Annotated in this window: 13 protein-coding genes; 11 read left to right on the forward strand and 2 right to left on the reverse strand. The window is 45.3% G+C overall.

Features of this window, described 5'->3' with window-relative positions; genetic code table 11:
• Positions 1–37 precede the first annotated feature (37 nt).
• The 3 genes from MHB46_RS00790 to MHB46_RS00800 all read left to right on the forward strand — a co-directional run bounded on the left by MHB46_RS00790 (position 38) and on the right by MHB46_RS00800 (position 7,008).
• Positions 38–2,170 carry an ABC transporter ATP-binding protein gene (locus tag MHB46_RS00790; RefSeq protein ID WP_341161296.1) on the forward strand — a complete coding sequence of 711 codons (2,133 nt, stop codon included), beginning with the start codon at positions 38–40 and terminating at the stop codon, positions 2,168–2,170.
• 114 nt (positions 2,171–2,284) lie between these two features.
• Complete coding sequence (locus MHB46_RS00795; protein ID WP_341161297.1) at positions 2,285–3,457, forward strand: M20 metallopeptidase family protein; 1,173 nt, start codon at positions 2,285–2,287, stop codon at positions 3,455–3,457.
• A 479-nt stretch (positions 3,458–3,936) separates the two neighbouring features.
• A complete protein-coding gene (locus MHB46_RS00800) occupies positions 3,937–7,008 on the forward strand; it encodes a X2-like carbohydrate binding domain-containing protein (protein WP_341161298.1) in 3,072 nt (1,023 codons plus the stop codon).
• Between the two features lie 344 nt (positions 7,009–7,352).
• On the opposite strand, the gene MHB46_RS00805 is transcribed toward MHB46_RS00800, so the two are convergent.
• Positions 7,353–8,270, reverse strand: coding sequence for an AEC family transporter (locus tag MHB46_RS00805; protein ID WP_025682690.1), 918 nt, complete (start codon positions 8,268–8,270; stop codon positions 7,353–7,355).
• A 250-nt stretch (positions 8,271–8,520) separates the two neighbouring features.
• Here MHB46_RS00805 and MHB46_RS00810 point away from each other — a divergent pair, with 250 nt between their 5' ends.
• Together MHB46_RS00810 and MHB46_RS00815 are read left to right on the forward strand one after the other, a co-directional pair.
• Positions 8,521–9,495: a copper amine oxidase N-terminal domain-containing protein gene (locus tag MHB46_RS00810; RefSeq protein ID WP_341161299.1), complete on the forward strand. Its 975-nt coding sequence runs from the start codon at positions 8,521–8,523 to the stop codon at positions 9,493–9,495.
• Positions 9,496–9,733: 238 nt separating this feature from the next.
• A complete protein-coding gene (locus MHB46_RS00815) occupies positions 9,734–10,522 on the forward strand; it encodes an SDR family oxidoreductase (protein WP_341161300.1) in 789 nt (262 codons plus the stop codon).
• Between the two features lie 79 nt (positions 10,523–10,601).
• Here the strand turns inward: MHB46_RS00815 and MHB46_RS00820 are convergent, their stop codons facing one another.
• The gene (locus MHB46_RS00820) at positions 10,602–11,327 is read right to left on the reverse strand and encodes a DsbA family oxidoreductase (protein ID WP_341161301.1); all 726 of its coding nucleotides are present in this window, start codon (positions 11,325–11,327) and stop codon (positions 10,602–10,604) included.
• 212 nt (positions 11,328–11,539) lie between these two features.
• On the opposite strand from MHB46_RS00820, the gene MHB46_RS00825 reads away from it, so the two are divergent.
• Genes MHB46_RS00825 through rbsB form a run of 6 tightly spaced genes read left to right on the forward strand, consistent with a single transcriptional unit; the run spans position 11,540 to position 17,312 of the window.
• Complete coding sequence (locus MHB46_RS00825; protein ID WP_165176955.1) at positions 11,540–12,568, forward strand: LacI family DNA-binding transcriptional regulator; 1,029 nt, start codon at positions 11,540–11,542, stop codon at positions 12,566–12,568.
• Positions 12,561–13,439, forward strand: coding sequence for a ribokinase (gene rbsK / locus MHB46_RS00830; protein WP_341163669.1), 879 nt, complete (start codon positions 12,561–12,563; stop codon positions 13,437–13,439). Before MHB46_RS00825 ends, rbsK begins: the two co-directional genes overlap by 8 nt.
• Before the next feature lies 1 nt (position 13,440).
• Positions 13,441–13,875 carry a D-ribose pyranase gene (gene rbsD / locus MHB46_RS00835; RefSeq protein ID WP_165176951.1) on the forward strand — a complete coding sequence of 145 codons (435 nt, stop codon included), beginning with the start codon at positions 13,441–13,443 and terminating at the stop codon, positions 13,873–13,875.
• Between the two features lie 30 nt (positions 13,876–13,905).
• Positions 13,906–15,387, forward strand: a complete 1,482-nt coding sequence (locus MHB46_RS00840; RefSeq protein WP_165176949.1) for a sugar ABC transporter ATP-binding protein — start codon at positions 13,906–13,908, stop codon at positions 15,385–15,387.
• 1 nt (position 15,388) lies between these two features.
• Positions 15,389–16,357, forward strand: coding sequence for an ABC transporter permease subunit (locus MHB46_RS00845; RefSeq protein WP_341161302.1), 969 nt, complete (start codon positions 15,389–15,391; stop codon positions 16,355–16,357).
• Positions 16,358–16,391: 34 nt separating this feature from the next.
• Positions 16,392–17,312 (forward strand): ribose ABC transporter substrate-binding protein RbsB, encoded by a 921-nt coding sequence (rbsB, locus tag MHB46_RS00850; protein ID WP_025720638.1) that lies wholly within the window; start codon positions 16,392–16,394, stop codon positions 17,310–17,312.
• Positions 17,313–17,459 lie beyond the last annotated feature (147 nt).

The following is a 17,459-nucleotide window of genomic DNA, read 5'->3' on the forward strand; positions in this document are numbered from 1 at the left end:
AGCCTATTCTTAAGAACTATAGAAGGAGGGAGTTCGTTTGTCATTATTGCTGGAGATTGAACATTTGTCGGTCGATTTTCACACTAAAAAAGGTTTGCTGCAAGCACTCGACAACGTATCACTGACGATCAGGGCGGGAGAAACGGTCTGCCTCGTTGGTGAATCCGGCAGCGGAAAAACGATTACCTCCAAGGCGATTATGCGGCTAATTGATTATGAGAACGGACGAATTGCTCATGGACAAATACGGTTGCAGGGCATAGATTTGACCGTTTTGTCGCAGCAGGAATTACGCTCACTTCGCGGCAAAAAGATGGCGATGGTATTTCAGGAGCCGATGTCAGCGTTTGATCCGGTGTACACCATCGGGTATCAGCTGATAGAAATCATCATGGAGCATGACCGGAAGACACGAAAGCAAGCATGGGCTCATGCGGTTCATTTGCTGAACAGGGTAGGGATTTCTGAACCGGAAATTCGTATGAAGCAGTACCCTGGAGAGTTGTCCGGCGGGATGCTGCAACGGGCGATGATTGCGATGGCGCTCTCATGTGGCCCTGAGCTGCTGATTGCGGATGAACCAACGACGGCGCTGGATGTAACGATTCAGTCACAAATTTTGCAATTGCTTCAGGAATTAAAGGCGGAATTCAACATGTCGATTCTGTTGATTACGCATGATTTGGGTATTGCCGCAGAGGTTGCGGATCGAATTGTTGTGATGTATGCCGGTCGAGTCGTGGAGCAGGCCGCAACGAAAGAACTGTTCGAGCTACCGTTGCATCCTTACACTAGAGGATTGCTTCGTTCGGTGGCAACACTGGATACAGATCGCAGCAGCAAGCTGTTTTCGATCCCGGGGGATATTCCCAGCTTGAGTGCATTGCCTTCAGGCTGCTTGTTTCATCCGCGTTGTCCGCATGCGACGGATCAATGCAAAAACGAAGCGCCACCGCTGGCAGCCAAGGATGAACGAGAGGTGGCTTGCTGGCATTCGGAGCAATTGGCTACGTCCAGTGATTGGCGTATTACAAAGCTATCTGTGAAAGGGCAGATCACAGCAGATGCTGTTGCAAAGGCAACCGAGGTAAAGGAAGAAGTGACGAACGTATCTGCTGTTGATGGGGCTAAGGTGAGCATTCATGGCGTACAGGTAAAGAACTCGCCTAAATCCAATGAGACTATCACGGAAACTGTCCAGAACAAGCAGGACTTGTTTCGGGTGAATGGACTTCGCAAGTATTATCCGGTGAAAAAAAGCTTTTTCGGTCGGACTGGTGCTGCGATCCGGGCGGTGGATGATGTATCGTTTTCAATTCGAAAGGGCGAAACCTTTGGTTTGGTCGGAGAATCCGGCAGTGGTAAGTCTACTTTAGGCCGGATGCTGATGCAGCTGGAACGTCCGACCTCCGGGCAGGTATGGTTCCAGGATCGGGAGCTGACACGTTTAGGAAATTCTGAGTTGCGATCCGTTCGCCGTGATATGCAGATGATTTTTCAAGACCCCTACGGATCACTTGATCCACGGTGGAATGTGGGAGATATCATAGGGGAGCCGCTTGCGGTTCATGAAGGGTTGTATGGCAAGGCAAAGCAGGAACGGGTGGAAGAACTCCTGAGCGCTGTTGGATTATCACCTTCGCTGGTTACGCGGTTTCCGCATGAATTTTCGGGAGGACAGCGGCAGCGAATCGGGATAGCTCGTGCCATTGCTCTGCAACCGCAGTTTATTTTAGCGGATGAGGCAGTGTCGGCTTTGGATGTTTCCGTTCAGGCGCAAATTGTCAATCTGCTTCAGGCCTTACAGCGTAAGCTGGATACAACCTATTTGTTTATTGCACACGGATTGCATATTGTCCGCCATATTTCAGATCGGATAGGGGTTATGTACTTGGGGAAACTTGTAGAAATTGCGCCAAGTGACGAGTTGTTCAGGCATCCTGCCCATCCGTATACCCGGGGGCTTGTTGCCTCGATACCTAACCCAAATCCGAAAAACCGCCGGGAGTTAATTACGGTACAAGGTGAAATTCCTTCGCCTGCGAAGCCTCCATCCGGCTGTCGTTTTCATACCCGCTGTCCACTAGCGACCTCGCACTGCCGTGAGGAATCGCCTGAGCTGACAGCGATTAGCACAGGACATTATGCCGCTTGTCATTACCCGGCCTAGGTTCAAGCCCCTCCTTTGATCTGCTATCGGCATGATAAGAGAGCTACATTCTACAGGCCGTTCATGGTAAGATAAGGATAGAAGAATATAAATTCAATAGGAAAAGAGGGTATTATGCTAGAAAAATGGGTTCAGGAATTAAAAGATGGTGAACAAGAGCTGATTGCGTGGAGAAGACATCTACATCAGCATCCCGAGCTGTCTTTTGAAGAAACGAATACGTCTGCATTTATCGCCGATCAATTGCGCTCTTTTGGTATTGAGGTAAGAACGAATGTGGGTGGAAACGGTGTGCTCGGGTTTTTAGAAGGCGGTCAGCCAGGTAGAACGATTGCATTTCGTGCTGATTTTGATGCGCTTCCCATTCAGGATGAAAAGGATGTGCCTTATAAATCGACTGTTCCGGGTGTTATGCATGCCTGCGGACATGATGGTCATACGGCTGCGTTACTTGGAGTGGCACGCGTGTTGAGCCATAACCGTGAGGCGCTGAAGGGAAAGCTTGTGTTTATTTTTCAACATGCGGAAGAAAAACCGCCTGGCGGAGCCAAGTTTATGATTGAGGATGGCTGTCTGGATGGGGTAGAGGCGGTATATGGTATTCACCTCGCATCTGAAATTCCGTTTGGTAAAATTGGATTAAAGAGTGGGCCTGCGATGGCGGCTGTCGACGCGTTTACGATCCAGATCAACGGCAAAGGCGGGCATGGCGCACGACCGCATCAGACGGTGGACTCTATTGTTATCGGCAGTCAAATTGTGAACGGGTTGCAGCAGGTGGTTAGTCGCAGGGTGGACCCTATTGAATCAGCAGTGTTAACGATTGGGGTATTCCAAGCTGGAACTGCCTTTAATGTGATTGCAGATAAGGCCAAAATTGAAGGCACTGTACGTACGTTTAATAAGGAAGTGCGTAAGGAAGTCGAGAATGAAATTCGCAGTATCGTCAAGGGGTTGACTGAGGCTTATCATGCCGGATACGAAATTGACTATCTGAATGGCTATCCTTCTTTGGTGAATGCCGAAGCCGAAACGGAACGTGTACGCGAGCTCATCGGCAGACTGTATGGAGCAGACGCCTTTTTGGATTTGAAGCCGGTCATGGGAGCAGAGGATTTTGCTTATTATTTGGAGCAGCGACCGGGAGCCTTCATTCATGTGGGTGCCCGTAATGAGGATGAAGGAACGCATTTTGCTCATCACCATCCTCACTTTGATTTTGATGAGCGGGCATTGCTCGTCTCAGGACATATCTTTTTAGCTCTGGCGCTTGAATACTTGCAATAATAGGCATATGTTTATGACTGACGACAGTATTAACGGAAGCAATGTGAGCTGGAACCGCGCATAGCGCGGTTTTTTGTTGCAAATCAAAGTATTTTGACACCCATAAAGAATGAAAATGAAGTAATTAATTCATTATATGAAAAATTCATAATAGAAATAAATAAAAGGTGTTAACTCTGAGGTAAGTCCAAGCCTCCTATTATAAGCTGCGGAGCAGGAGATAATGTTGCATTATCTTGATTTTTCGCACAAGGAAATGAGAAAAAGATGACGAATCTATTGAGCAAGACACCGATGTAAGCGCTAACAAAACGAGTATTGCACTGTATATATTGGTTGAATGGGGGTGAGCCAAGAATACACTTGTCATATTGTGAGAAGCAACGATAACGATAGGAACGTATTCAGAATCGGCTGATTACTTTGATCTCAAAATGACTTGCATATTCAAATGATAATGAAGAAGGAGGTTGAATTCATTGACTAAGGCAAAAAACAGGTTGAGAATTGCTTGTTTGGCGCTTGTGGTAGCGGGTGCTTCCTGGACAGGAATGATAGCACCGGCTCATGCTACTCCAAGTGACGATTACAGTTGGAAAAGTGTCGTTACGGGTGGAGGTGGTGGTTTTATACCTGGCATTATTTTTAATGAAACGGAAAAAGACCTGATCTATGCCCGTACAGATATTGGAGGAGCTTACCGCTGGAATGCTGCCAATGAGAGCTGGATTCCGCTGACGGATTCTGTGGGCTGGGAGGATTGGAACAAAAATGGAGTCGATGCACTGGCGACTGATCCTATTGATCCGAATCGCGTATATATAGCTACAGGCACGTATACTAATTCATGGGATAAACAAAACGGGCAAATTATGCGTTCCACCGACAGGGGCAATACGTGGCAGACAACCAAGCTTCCTTTTAAGGTGGGGGGCAATATGCCGGGGCGTTCAATGGGTGAACGTCTGACGATTGATCCAAATAAGAATAATATTTTGTTCTTTGGAGCTCGAAGTGGTAATGGACTATGGAAAAGCTCTGATTTCGGAGCAACTTGGAGTAAAGTAAGCAGTTTCCCGAATCCAGGGACGTATGTACAAGACCCTTCCAATGAATATACCAGCGACATTGTCGGTTTATCATGGATCACCTTTGACAAAAAAACAGGCTCTTCCAGTAAAGCAACGCAGACGATCTATGTAGGTGTTGCAGATAAAAAGCAAAGTGTCTATCGCAGTACAGATGGCGGGACAACCTGGTCTGCTATAGCGGGACAGCCTACAGGCTATTTGCCACATCACGGTGTGTTATCAGCGGACGGCAACTTGTATATTTCTTATAGCGATGGAGCTGGTCCATATGACGGAACAAAGGGTGAACTGTGGAAATTGAATACAGCAAGCGGGCAGTGGACTAACATTAGCCCTATTGGTAGCAGCAGCGCGGACAATCATTTTGGATATGGTGGACTGACGGTGGATGTCCAGAAGCCAGGTACACTTATGGTTGCTACCTTGAATGCCTGGTGGCCGGATGAAACGATTTATCGCAGCACTGATAGTGGGGCAACTTGGAGTCCTATTTGGGAATTCGATGGTTATCCGTCTCGCAAGCTGAAATACAATCTGGATATAAGCGGTGCGCCTTGGCTGACTTTCAATGCCAACCCTGCTCCACCGGAAGTATCGCCCAAGCTGGGGTGGATGATTGGAGATTTGGAGATAGATCCATTTAATTCAGACCATATGTTGTACGGCACCGGAGCTACGATTTATGGCTCTAAAAACCTGACCAATTGGGATAAAGGAGGAAAGCTGGATATTTCAGTAGCCGCTAAAGGGGTAGAGGAAACGGCGATTTTGGATTTGGTGAGCCCTCCAACCGGCGCGCCTTTGGTGAGCGCAGTAGGTGATGTCTCTGGATTCAGACACGACGATTTATTCAAGGCTCCAGCTAAAATGCTGGATAATCCGACCTTTACAAGCAGCGAAAGCATTGATTATGCCGAGCTGAATCCTTCTTTTATGGCCCGAGTAGGTAAAGCGGATTATAAAAAAGATCCAAATGCCAAATCCATCGGTTTTTCCAATGATGGAGGAGCCAACTGGTATAAAGCAAATAGCGAGCCTTCCGGTACAGCAGGAGGAGGCAGCATCGCCGTAGCAGCAGATGGTAATGGCTTGCTGTGGAGTACATCAGACAAAGGTGTGTTCTACTCCAAAACTGGCGGCAACTCATGGACAGCAAGCACAGGGATTCCAGCGAATGCAAAGATCGCCTCTGACCGAGTGAACCCTAATAAATATTACGCATTTGCCTCCGGGAAAATATATGTGAGCACCAATGGAGGCGTATCCTTTACGCCATCAGCGGCAACTGGCTTACCGACAGCAGGCAATGCTGATATTGATGCTGTACGAGGAGCAGAAGGAGATGTGTGGTTCGCCGGAGGCTCCGAGGATGGAGGACCATACGGCTTATGGCATTCCAAGGATTCAGGTGTTACATTCACCAAACTCGATAATGTGCAGGAAGCGGATTTTGTAGGCTTTGGTAAGGCAGCGCCGAACCGTACGAATGCAGCGGTATTTATCGTTGGTAAAATTGATGGTACACGTGGATTTTACCGTTCGGACGATGCTGGCGCAAACTGGGCGCGCATTAATGATGACAAGCATCAATATGCTCGAGTGACCAAAATTATTGGGGACCCTCGGGTTTATGGACGTGCTTATCTGGGAACGAATGGCCGTGGCATTCTGGTGGCAGATCGTGTGGGTGGTGATCAGCCATCTACCGGGCAAGCAAGTATTACACCAACGACTGCAACCTATGGAGTGAATAACAGCAATACGGATATTACTGTCAAGCTAACACTTAACGGCAATACGTTAGAAGCTATCAAGCAGGGGAGTGTGGTGTTGAACAAAGGTGAAGATTATACGCTTAGTGAAGAAACAGTCGTTCTTACCAACAAGTATTTATCTAAACTTCCTAAAGGAGAGACAGCACTAAACTTCCATTTTAGTACAGGCAATGATGCGTTGTTTACAATTACGGTGAAAGGGGATACGCCAAGTGAGCCGGGAACAGGCGAGGGCGTTCTGAAGGTGCAAACCTTCAATGGGAATGTATCCGCCACAAGCAATACAATCAGTTCCAAATTTAAAATAACCAATACGGGAACCTCATCAATTTCCCTAGCAGACGTGACATTGCGTTATTATTACACCATTAACGGGGAGAAAGCACAAAATTTCTTCACGGATTGGTCGAGCGTCGGTACAGGGAATGTGATTGCTAGCTTCAAAACATTATCCAATGCGAAGCCAGGGGCAGATTCTTATGCAGAAATCGGGTTTAAATCGGCTGCGGGTTCTTTAGAACCCGGTCAAAGTGTGGAGTTGCAAACCCGGATATCCAAAGAGGACTGGAGCAGTTACACACAAACCGATGATTATTCATTTAATCCCACAGCAAACAGTTTACAAGATTCTGCTAAAATAACCGCTTACCTGTCTGGAAGCAAGCAATGGGGAATTGAGCCCTAAACCTTAATAAGGATAATCCTAAGTCAGCCACTCTAATGAGTGAGCTGGCTTTATTTTTGACGACCTGTTGTCCCGCATTCTTTTTTTGGGGAAAAAGCAACGACAAGTTGAAAACAGCTACTAATAGAGATTCAAATTATATAATATAATTATTTCACTATATGAAAAATTCATAATAGAAAAAAACTCTTTCTCGCATACGATCTCCACAAAACAAACACACCACTTTAAGTAGAAAAAAGAAACACTAACACGAACATATGTTCCCTTTATCTTGAAAAAGAAACGCTCCTGTCCTTAGACAAAAAGCGTCTTTAATCCATTTTTTATATTTATCATACACCTCAAACAAGATGCCGAGATGCTGAAATTAACAGTGTCATCGTAATGACATTCACAATCGTAGAAAGTAATACTGTTTGTGCGGCAAAATCGGGTTCATTTTTATATTCTTCCGCTAAAATACTGGTATTAACACCGGTAGGCATACCCGATGCAATGAGCAAGGCTTGAGCGGGAATCCCCTTAAGACCCAGCAGCAAGACGAGCATAAAACCGACTATTGGACCAGCAATCAGGCGTAGTACCATACTGATGTACACGGCTGTCCGGCGCAAACGAAAGGGATATTGCACAATTTGTGCTCCCAAAGTAAGCAGAGCTACAGCAACCATCGACTGACTAATATAATTCAAAGGTTCAGCCAGTAAATTAGGCAATGGACTATGCAGCAGATTTAGGAGCAAACCTAGCGCAAGCGCATAGGGAACAGGCATTTTCAAAAAATTAATTAATATTTTTCGAGTATTGGCCTTGCCGTTTTGCACAACAAAAGTGCCGTATGTAAATGTGACAAAGCTTTGAAAGGTCATAATCAGAGCTTGAACGGAAATGGCCAAAGGGTCACCTTTGAACACCAACTGATTGATTGGCAGACCATAATTTCCTGAATTATCTAGCATTACACTGTTTGTAAAAGCTCCACGCATTCCGGGGCTATATTTCAGAGATCTGGCGACGGTAGTGCTGATTACGTACAGAATAGCTATGTACAAGGCATAAAAAAGTGAAACCTCACCCATGAGCATTAAAGAAATTTCCGAGTTATAAAGACCTGTAAACACAACTGCGGGGGTGATATAGTAAAAATTGATTTTAGCTAAGGTATACAAATCCAGTCGAAAAAAATATTGCATGATACAACCAAAACCGATAAGTACAAAAATAGGTAAAACAACGTCCAAAAGAATGGTGCCGAACATGTCTGTTTCATCTTCTTTCTATTATGCGAATGTAAAGGCTGATACTTAAAAATGCATGTGTAATTCTCATTATACTGTGTAAATAGGTTAGGCGTATAATAAAATTTTATAGTGGTTTTGGGAATCTGGACTGCGGCTATATTGGTGTCTCACACATTAGATAAGAAAAGATAAAAAATCAGCTTAGAGAAGCCGTTAATACATCTAGGGACATTTGAGCCCGGTTTTTACTATAAGGAGGAATCGCATCATGAGAAACACTTGGACAGCTTTATTAGCGTGTATACTGGTCTTGGGATTGGCAGCGGGAACCGCTGAGGCCAAGCAGGGACGCGGAAATGATCAGGAGAACAAACAGGAAGCAAAGACGTCTGTTAAAGACGCGAATGAAAAGAGCGGGGAAGAGCTAATCAATCCCCATGACTCAGACAATGATCAGTCCAAAAAACAAAAGGACAAAGCATCCGGCAAAAAGGATGAAAACAGTAAAAAAGAAAAACACGCAGAAATCAGAAAAACCGAACCTGTTGCAGTAACGGATGATACGTACGAGGAGTCCAAAGACCATAATGGTCACAAGGGACGCAACGGTTACAAGGGTCTGCTTCACGCGGTAGAAAATACGAAGGATAAGCCGGCAGGAGCGGTTATTGCGAATCTGCTGCTTACGAAATACCCGGACCGTTTGACTCCAGAGCAGGTTGCTGAACTTGAATTGATCCGGAATTCTGGTAAAGCACTGACTGAGGCAGCTGAGCTACTGGCTGAAAACGGAAATGTGACAGATGCCGTATACATGCAGGAGGAGGCGGTACTGGCTAATGTGTCCGACCTGGACAGCTACAAAAAGCTCGGTGAATTCTCGAAGAAGGCTGGACGGCCGTCGGGTATGAAGCTGTTCGTGAATGGTGAAGAATACGATGCCAAACCGATTAACCGCAAGGGGACCACACTTGTTCCGTTTAGAACAGCTTCCGAAGCTTTGGATGCAAAGGTTTCCTGGGATCCGAAAGAAAAGGCTGTTACTGTCACCCGTAACGGCGTGTCCGTCAAATTATTTGTTAACAGTCCGAAAGCATATATTAACGGTCAGCCGTATTCTATCGAGCAGCCAGCATCCATAGTGGATGGGACGACAATGGTACCTGTAAGGGTAATCGGAGAGGCCTTGGGGACAAATGTTAAATGGGAGCCTGAGAGCCAGTCCGTTGTTGTATACGAGTAGCCAACAACTACTACTACATCAACATCATAACGTGTTGTAAACAAACAAAATTTTGTAAAGCAAAAAGGGCCCCTGACTAAATGTCAGGCCTTTTTGTTTTACCTTGCAATTAATGATTTCGTATTCTTTTTAATGGTGAGAAGATAGATAGCCTTCATGATACTACCAAGCTATTCGCATTATGTGCTGGTCATGTGTACAATTAAATAGAGAACACTGAGAAAAGGAAGTGTTATAGATGGATTTAGGATTAACGGGAAAAATAGCCTTTGTTGCAGGTTCCAGTAAAGGACTCGGCAAGGCAAGCGCACGGGAGCTGGCACGCGAGGGTGCGAATGTCGTCATTTCAGGACGGAACGAAGCAGAGCTTCAGCGGACGCAGGCGGAATTACTGGAAACAGCGAGTGGCCGCGTTGAATATGTAGTTTGCGATGTAACAAAACCAGAACATATCTCCCAGGCCATCCGTCGTACAGCTGATTTGTTTGGCACCGTTGATATTTTGGTTAACAATGCGGGTGGGCCTCCTGCCGGTACCTTTGATGATTTTACAGATGAAGTGTGGATGCAGGCCTTTGAACAAAATTTACTTAGTCATATCCGGTTGATCCGTGAGGTGTTACCATATATGAAAAAACAACAAAGCGGTAGGATTTTAAATATTGCTTCTTCCTCAGTTAAGCAGCCAATTCCGGGGTTAATCATTTCAAATACGCTACGTACGGGAGTCGCTGGATTGGCGAAAACATTGTCTCTGGAATTAGCTCCTCATAATATTCTGGTACATACTGTAGCACCGGGGAGAATTGCAACCGATCGCGTGCGTAGCTTGGACGAGCATCGAGCTGAGAAAACCCAGCAAACGACAGATCAGGTTCGTAAACAAGCAGAAGAGGGCATTCCATTGGGGCGGTATGGAGAGCCTGAAGAGTTCGGTAAAGTTGTTGCTTTTCTGGCGTCTTCAGCTTCATCCTATTTGACAGGGAGCACCATCCTTGTGGATGGCGGAATGATTAAATCGTTATAAAATAAAGATGCGTGCCAGCCTCAGGTTTAATTGGGTGCTGGCACGCTTTTTTAAAATTTATTTAGGGAATAGATAATCTTCATTCACGACCTGGAAGCTCACAACCCTCATCGGTACATATACCACCTGCATCTTGTTTGGACGAGCTGCCGCTTATCATGGTGAAAGGTGAGCGTTCATCCCATGCTTTTTGAAGCGCATCATGGAATACTTCCTCCGGCTGGGCACCAGAAACAGCAAATTTTCGATCAAATACAAAGAATGGCACACCCTGAACACCTAACTCAGCGCCTTCGGATTCATCAGCTCTAACTTCGTCGGTAAAACGATCACTGGCTAATATAGCAGCCGCTTCCTTTTGATCCAAACCAACCTCAGTAGCCAGCGCTACCAGCACTTCATGATCCCCTGTATGCTTGCCTTCGATGAATACAGCCTGGAATAAACGCTCGCTCAGCCCCAGCATTTTGCCTTGTGTTTGAGCCCAAAGTGTTAAGCGGTGAGCATCAAGAGAGTTCGTCGGCACCATGGCATGAATATTATAATCAAGACCCGCAGAGCGTGCGTTTTCGTTCATTCGATCATTCATAGCCTGAGCCTCTTGCAGACTGACCCCATATTTAGCGGATAGTTCTTCATTGATCGTTTTACCGCTATCTCTCACAGCATCCGGGTTCAATTCAAAACTCTTGAATGTCAATTGCACCTCATTGCGATGTGGAAATTGCTGTAATACTTGCTCCAAACGGCGTTTGCCAATATAACAGAATGGGCACATATAATCAGACCATACTTCAATATTCATCAGGAAAAAGCCTCCATGTATACGTATTTTATTGAGTAACCGGGAGTAGTGTTTCCCACTTTAGAATGTGTATAAAGGTGGAACTTCATTAGTTACAATAAGAATTATAAAGCTAAAGCATTCAACGTGCAAATAATTAATGCTTGTCAAAAAATTAATGCTATGATATTTTATATGTGTAACCGGTTACACATTGGAGTTGAACCTACACTATGACAACAATTAAAGAAGTCGCCAGCTTTGCAGGTGTTTCCGTAGCGACCGTATCCAGAGTTATTAATGAAACTGGATATGTACATGAGGATACACGGCGAAAGGTAGAGGCTGCTGTGAGGCAGTTAAATTACAAGCCCAATGAAGTTGCACGTTCTTTGTATAAAAAGAAATCCAGATTAATCGGCCTGCTGCTGCCGGATATTACGAACCCTTACTTTCCCTTGTTAGCTCGTGGGGTGGAGGATCGAATGCAGGAAAATGATTTTCGGATTATTTTCGGTAATAGTGATGAAGATCGCCAAAAAGAATTGGATTACATGGATACTTTTGTTCAAAATAATGTCGTTGGTGTTATTTCTTCTACCAATGATCCCGATGCCGACTGTTACGCCAAACTGAAGATCCCGGTCGTTTTTCTCGATCGAACTTCCAGTGATAGCCTCTCCGTATATGCGGATGGAGCCCATGGCGGTTGCTTGGCTGCTCAAGAAATGGTTGCCCGCGGCAGCAAACAAATTACAGTCATGCAGGGCCCTGCACATATTCGTCCAGCACAAGACCGTTTTCGCGGGGCGGTTGAAGAGCTTCAGCAATCCGGAATTGCTTACCATGTGGTCGAGACAACTTCCTTTTCGTTCAAGGAGGCCGAGTCGTGGGCCAAAGAGCTGTTTAGCAAGTACCCGGATACGGACGGAGTTATCGCAAGTAACGATATCGTGGCTACAGCGGTGATGCATGAGGCACATAGATTAGGAAAGAAAATCCCAGATGATGTTCAAATTATCGGGTTTGATGATATACCATTAAGCAGTTTGTTATTCCCGCCTTTGTCAACGATCCGACAACCTGCTTATGAAATGGGCTGGGAAGCAGCAGGACTACTCATTCAGTTGATTGAGCAGTCGCAAGTAACGAAGTCAAGCGTACCTAATCTTCATTCGAAAGTACTTACCTATTCAAGCATACAATTGCCCGTCAAATTTATAGAACGGGAAACGACGAGAAAGGTGGATTATGATGGCTAAAATTTCGATTATCGGAAGCAGTTCTATGGATCTCGTAGTTACTTCGTCCAAACGTCCCGGTGCTGGTGAAACGGTATTGGGTGAAAGCTTTACAACCTTACCTGGAGGTAAAGGAGCCAATCAGGCAGTAGCCGCAGCACGACTCGGAGCAGACGTTACGATGATTGGACGTGTAGGGGATGACCATTTTGGAGAACAGATTTTACGAAATTTTGAAGAAAATCATGTTCATACTGGTTATGTGAAACCGGTTACACATATGGAAAGCGGTACAGCGCATATTGTATTAGCTGAAGGTGATAACAGTATTGTCGTGGTAAAAGCAGCAAATAATGAAGTGACACCCGCCTATGTGGAAGAAGCGCTTGACGTCATCCGAAGTTCGGATATTGTGCTAATTCAACAGGAAATACCAACAGAAACGGTTGTTTACGTAAGCGAGATTTGTGCGAAATACCAGATACCCTTGTTGCTGAATCCAGCCCCGGCTCGTGAAGTGGAAGAAAGCGTAATTGCGAATGCGACCTACATTACGCCAAACGAGCATGAAGCTGCCATTATGTTTAAGGATATGAGCCTGCAAGAAGCGTTGCGTAAATATCCCAACAAGCTGTTTGTGACTGAGGGCAGCAACGGTGTACGATTCTTCGACGGAGAACAGGAAGTCGTGGTTCCTACTTATAAAGTAGAGGCCGTTGATACAACAGGTGCAGGAGATACGTTTAACGCTGCTTTTGCAGTGGCATTGGCTGAAGGAAATTCGCTGGCAGACAGTGTGAAATTTGCTAATCGTGCTGCGTCATTGTCCGTAACCAAATTTGGAGCCCAAGGTGGAATGCCAACCCGTCGTGAAGTGGAGGAGCAAATATAATATGAAGAAACATGGAATCCTAAACAGTCATATATCCAAAATACTGTCGGATCTCGGCCACACAGACTATATTGTCGTGGCTGATGCCGGCTTACCTGTTCCTGAAGGCGTTACCAAAATTGATTTGGCCCTTAAGCTGGGTGTTCCATCCTTTCAGGACGTCGTTGATGTCATTGCAGCAGATATGGTGATCGAAAAAATAACGCTGGCCGAAGAAATCAAACAAGAAAATGAACAAGCATTGCAGTATATTATGCGCAACTTTGCAGGGGAGCAATTAGAACATCCACAGATTAATACGCAGGCTGCCGTCATTGAGTTTTGCTCTCATGAACAATTCAAGGAGCTGACCCGTTATGCGAAGGCGGTCATTCGTACAGGAGAGGCTAAGCCATTTGCCAATTGTATTTTGCAGGCAGGAGTTCATTTTGGATAAATCAATGTTGAATAAAAAGGAGGGTACAGCATGCAGATTCAAATGAAAGGAATTCACAAAGCCTTTGGAACCAATCAGGTACTGAGTGGTGTTGACTTTGATCTTCGTGAAGGAGAAGTACATGCCCTCATGGGTGAAAATGGTGCAGGAAAATCAACGCTGATGAATATTTTAATCGGACTGCATCGGCGAGATGAGGGAACGATCATCATTGACGGCCAGGAAACCTATTTTGCCGACCCCAAAGAAGCGGAGCAAAAAGGAATTGCTTTTATTCACCAGGAACTAAATGTGTGGCCGGAGATGACCGTGCTGGAAAATCTGTTTATCGGCAAGGAAATGACATCCAAGTGGGGCTTACTAGACAGCTCTAAAATGAAAGCGTTAGCAAATGAGCAATTCAGCAAGCTTTCGGTAAACCTTCCATTAAACGGTGAAGCAGGCGAGTGTTCAGTGGGTCAACAGCAGATGATTGAAATAGCCAAAGCACTCATGACGGATGCTAAAGTTATCGTGATGGATGAGCCGACAGCCGCCTTAACCGAACGGGAAATTCAGAAGCTGTTCGAGGTTATTACTTCCTTGAAAAAAGATGGTGTTTCGATTGTGTATATTTCACATCGGATGGAGGAGATATTCGCGATCTGTGATCGGATTACCATCATGCGTGACGGGAAAACGGTGGATACTCAGGCGATTCCCGATACAAATTTTGATGAAGTTGTACGGAAAATGGTAGGTAGAGAGCTGACTGAACGCTATCCGGTAAGAACGCCAGCTTTGGGAGAAGTGGTGCTGGAGGTCAAAAATGCTTCGCATAAAGGGTTATTTGAAGATGTGAATTTCACTGTACGATCTGGTGAAATTGTAGGTTTTTCAGGCTTGATGGGCTCGGGACGGACCGAGATCATGCGAGCGTTATTTGGACTGGATGCTTTGGATCGTGGTGAGATCCATGTACGTGGAAAAAAGGTGACTATTCGCAAGCCGGATGACGCGGTGAAACTAGGGATTGGCTTCATTACAGAAGACCGAAAAGATGAGGGCTTGGTTCTGGATTTTTCCATTCGGGAAAATATGGTGCTGCCAAATCTCTTCAGCTTTACCTCAAAAGGATTTATTTCAGGTAAAAAAGAGTTGGATTTTGTTAACACTTTAATTAAGCGCTTACAAATTAAAACCCAATCGGGTGAAACAACGGTTCGCAGTTTGTCAGGTGGTAATCAGCAAAAGGTGGTTATTGCCAAATGGGTAGGTATTGGTCCAAATGTACTCATTCTTGACGAACCGACGAGAGGTGTAGATGTGGGAGCCAAGCGGGAAATCTACCAGTTGATGAACGAGCTGACCGAACGTGGAGTCGCGATTATCATGGTATCCTCGGAACTCCCTGAGGTACTCGGCATGAGCGATCGTATAGTCGTGGTGCACGAGGGAAAGATCAGCGGAGAGCTGAGCAGGGAAGAAGCCACACAAGAAAATATTATGACGCTAGCTACAGGAGGACAGTAATATGACAACTATGAATGGATCAAAAAGCAGCAAAGGCTTTCAAATGTCACAAATCACACAGAAGCTTGGCCCGTTGTTGGGACTCATTATTTTGGTGATTATCGTATCGGTCTTAAATCCCAGCTTTTTGGAACCGCTTAATATTTTGAATTTATTGCGCCAGGTATCCATTAATGCGTTGATTGCGTTCGGTATGACCTTCGTTATTCTCACAGGCGGAATAGATTTGTCAGTCGGCTCCATATTAGCACTATCCAGTGCGTTTGTCGCAAATATGATGCTGGCCGGGTTCGATCCTATTTTGGCGATTATCATCGGCTGTGCATTGGGTGGCGTGATGGGGATGGTCAACGGCTTGATGATTACGAAGGGTAAAATGGCTCCGTTCATCGCTACACTAGCAACCATGACCATTTTCAGAGGATTGACACTCGTTTATACCAATGGTAACCCTATTACAGGACTCGGGGACAGTCTGGTATTTCAATTGTTCGGTCGTGGCTATCAGTTCGGTATTCCGGTTCCAGCGATTACGATGCTCATTACCTTTGCTGTCCTATGGATCATTTTGCATAAAACACCATTCGGACGTAAAACGTATGCCATTGGTGGTAACGAGAAGGCTTCGATTGTATCTGGTATTAAAGTACCACGTGTAAAAATTTGGATTTACTCTCTGGCTGGAATGCTCTCTGCATTGGCGGGAGCTATCTTGACTTCACGTTTGAACTCGGCGCAACCGACAGCAGGTACTTCTTATGAATTGGACGCCATTGCGGCTGTCGTATTAGGTGGAACAAGTCTCTCGGGAGGACGCGGACGAATCGTAGGTACGTTAATTGGTGTGCTTATCATCGGTACACTAAACAATGGCTTGAACTTGCTGGGGGTTAACTCATTTTATCAAATGGTCGTAAAAGGGATAGTCATCGCTATTGCTGTATTGATTGACCGTAAAAAATCCGCATAATACACCTAATCTGCGTAGAAGGAGACACATAAATATGAAAAAGCTTACATTAATCATGACTGCATTGCTGCTCCTGCTCATGACAGGGTGTTCCTTGGAACCGCCCGAATGGGCGAAACCTAAAGCGGCCGCGAACCTGAAGGACATCAAAATCGGCTTGTCGATCTCAACACTGAATAATCCATTCTTCGTATCTCTCAAAGACGGAGTTGTGGCAGAGGCCAAAAAACAAGGAATGCAGGTCATTGTTGTGGATGCACAAAATGATTCGGCGAAACAAAGTAATGACGTGGATGATCTGATTCAACAGGGAGTAAACGCGTTACTTATTAATCCGACAGATTCGTCGGCCATCTCTACTGTGGTACAATCAGCGAATGCATTGAACATTCCGGTTATTACACTGGATCGTTCTGCTGACAAAGGCGATGTAAAAGCACTCGTCGCTTCAGACAACGTAGAGGGAGGACGAATGGCTGCCAGATATGTGATTGATCAAGTTGGAAAAGGTGCCAAGGTGATTGAGCTGGAAGGTGTTCCAGGAGCATCCGCTACCCGTGAACGCGGAAAAGGATTTCATGAAGTAGCAGATAAGGATCTGAAAGTCATTGCCAAACAATCGGCCGATTTTGATCGGACCAAAGGTTTGAACGTGATGGAAAATCTGCTGCAAGGCAACCCGGACGTTCAGGCAGTATTTGCCCACAATGATGAAATGGCTTTGGGTGCGATCGAAGCAATCCAAAGCTCAGGTAAAAACATTCCAGTCATCGGTTTTGACGGTAACGAGGATGCGCTTAAATCAATTAAGGAAGGGAAACTGACAGCCACCGTAGCTCAGCAACCCGAGCTTATTGGTCAATTGGCGGTGCAGGCAGCCAAGGATGTACTTCAAGGTAAAACCGTGAAAACATCAATTCCCGCTAAGCTGGAGTTAGTGGATCAATCGAAATAAAAAGGGCGCTTGCCCCAACATATTAAGCTATTCGGACTGATGCTGTAATGCGCATCAGTTCTTTTTTTGGCTATTCTATGATGACGATACATACACATAAATGGAAGTTTTTTATTTTTGTATTGTAAGAAGAGACGGTAAAAGATA

It is taken from the genome of Paenibacillus sp. FSL H7-0703, assembly GCF_038003485.1.
Lineage (GTDB): Bacteria > Bacillota > Bacilli > Paenibacillales > Paenibacillaceae > Paenibacillus > Paenibacillus polymyxa_B.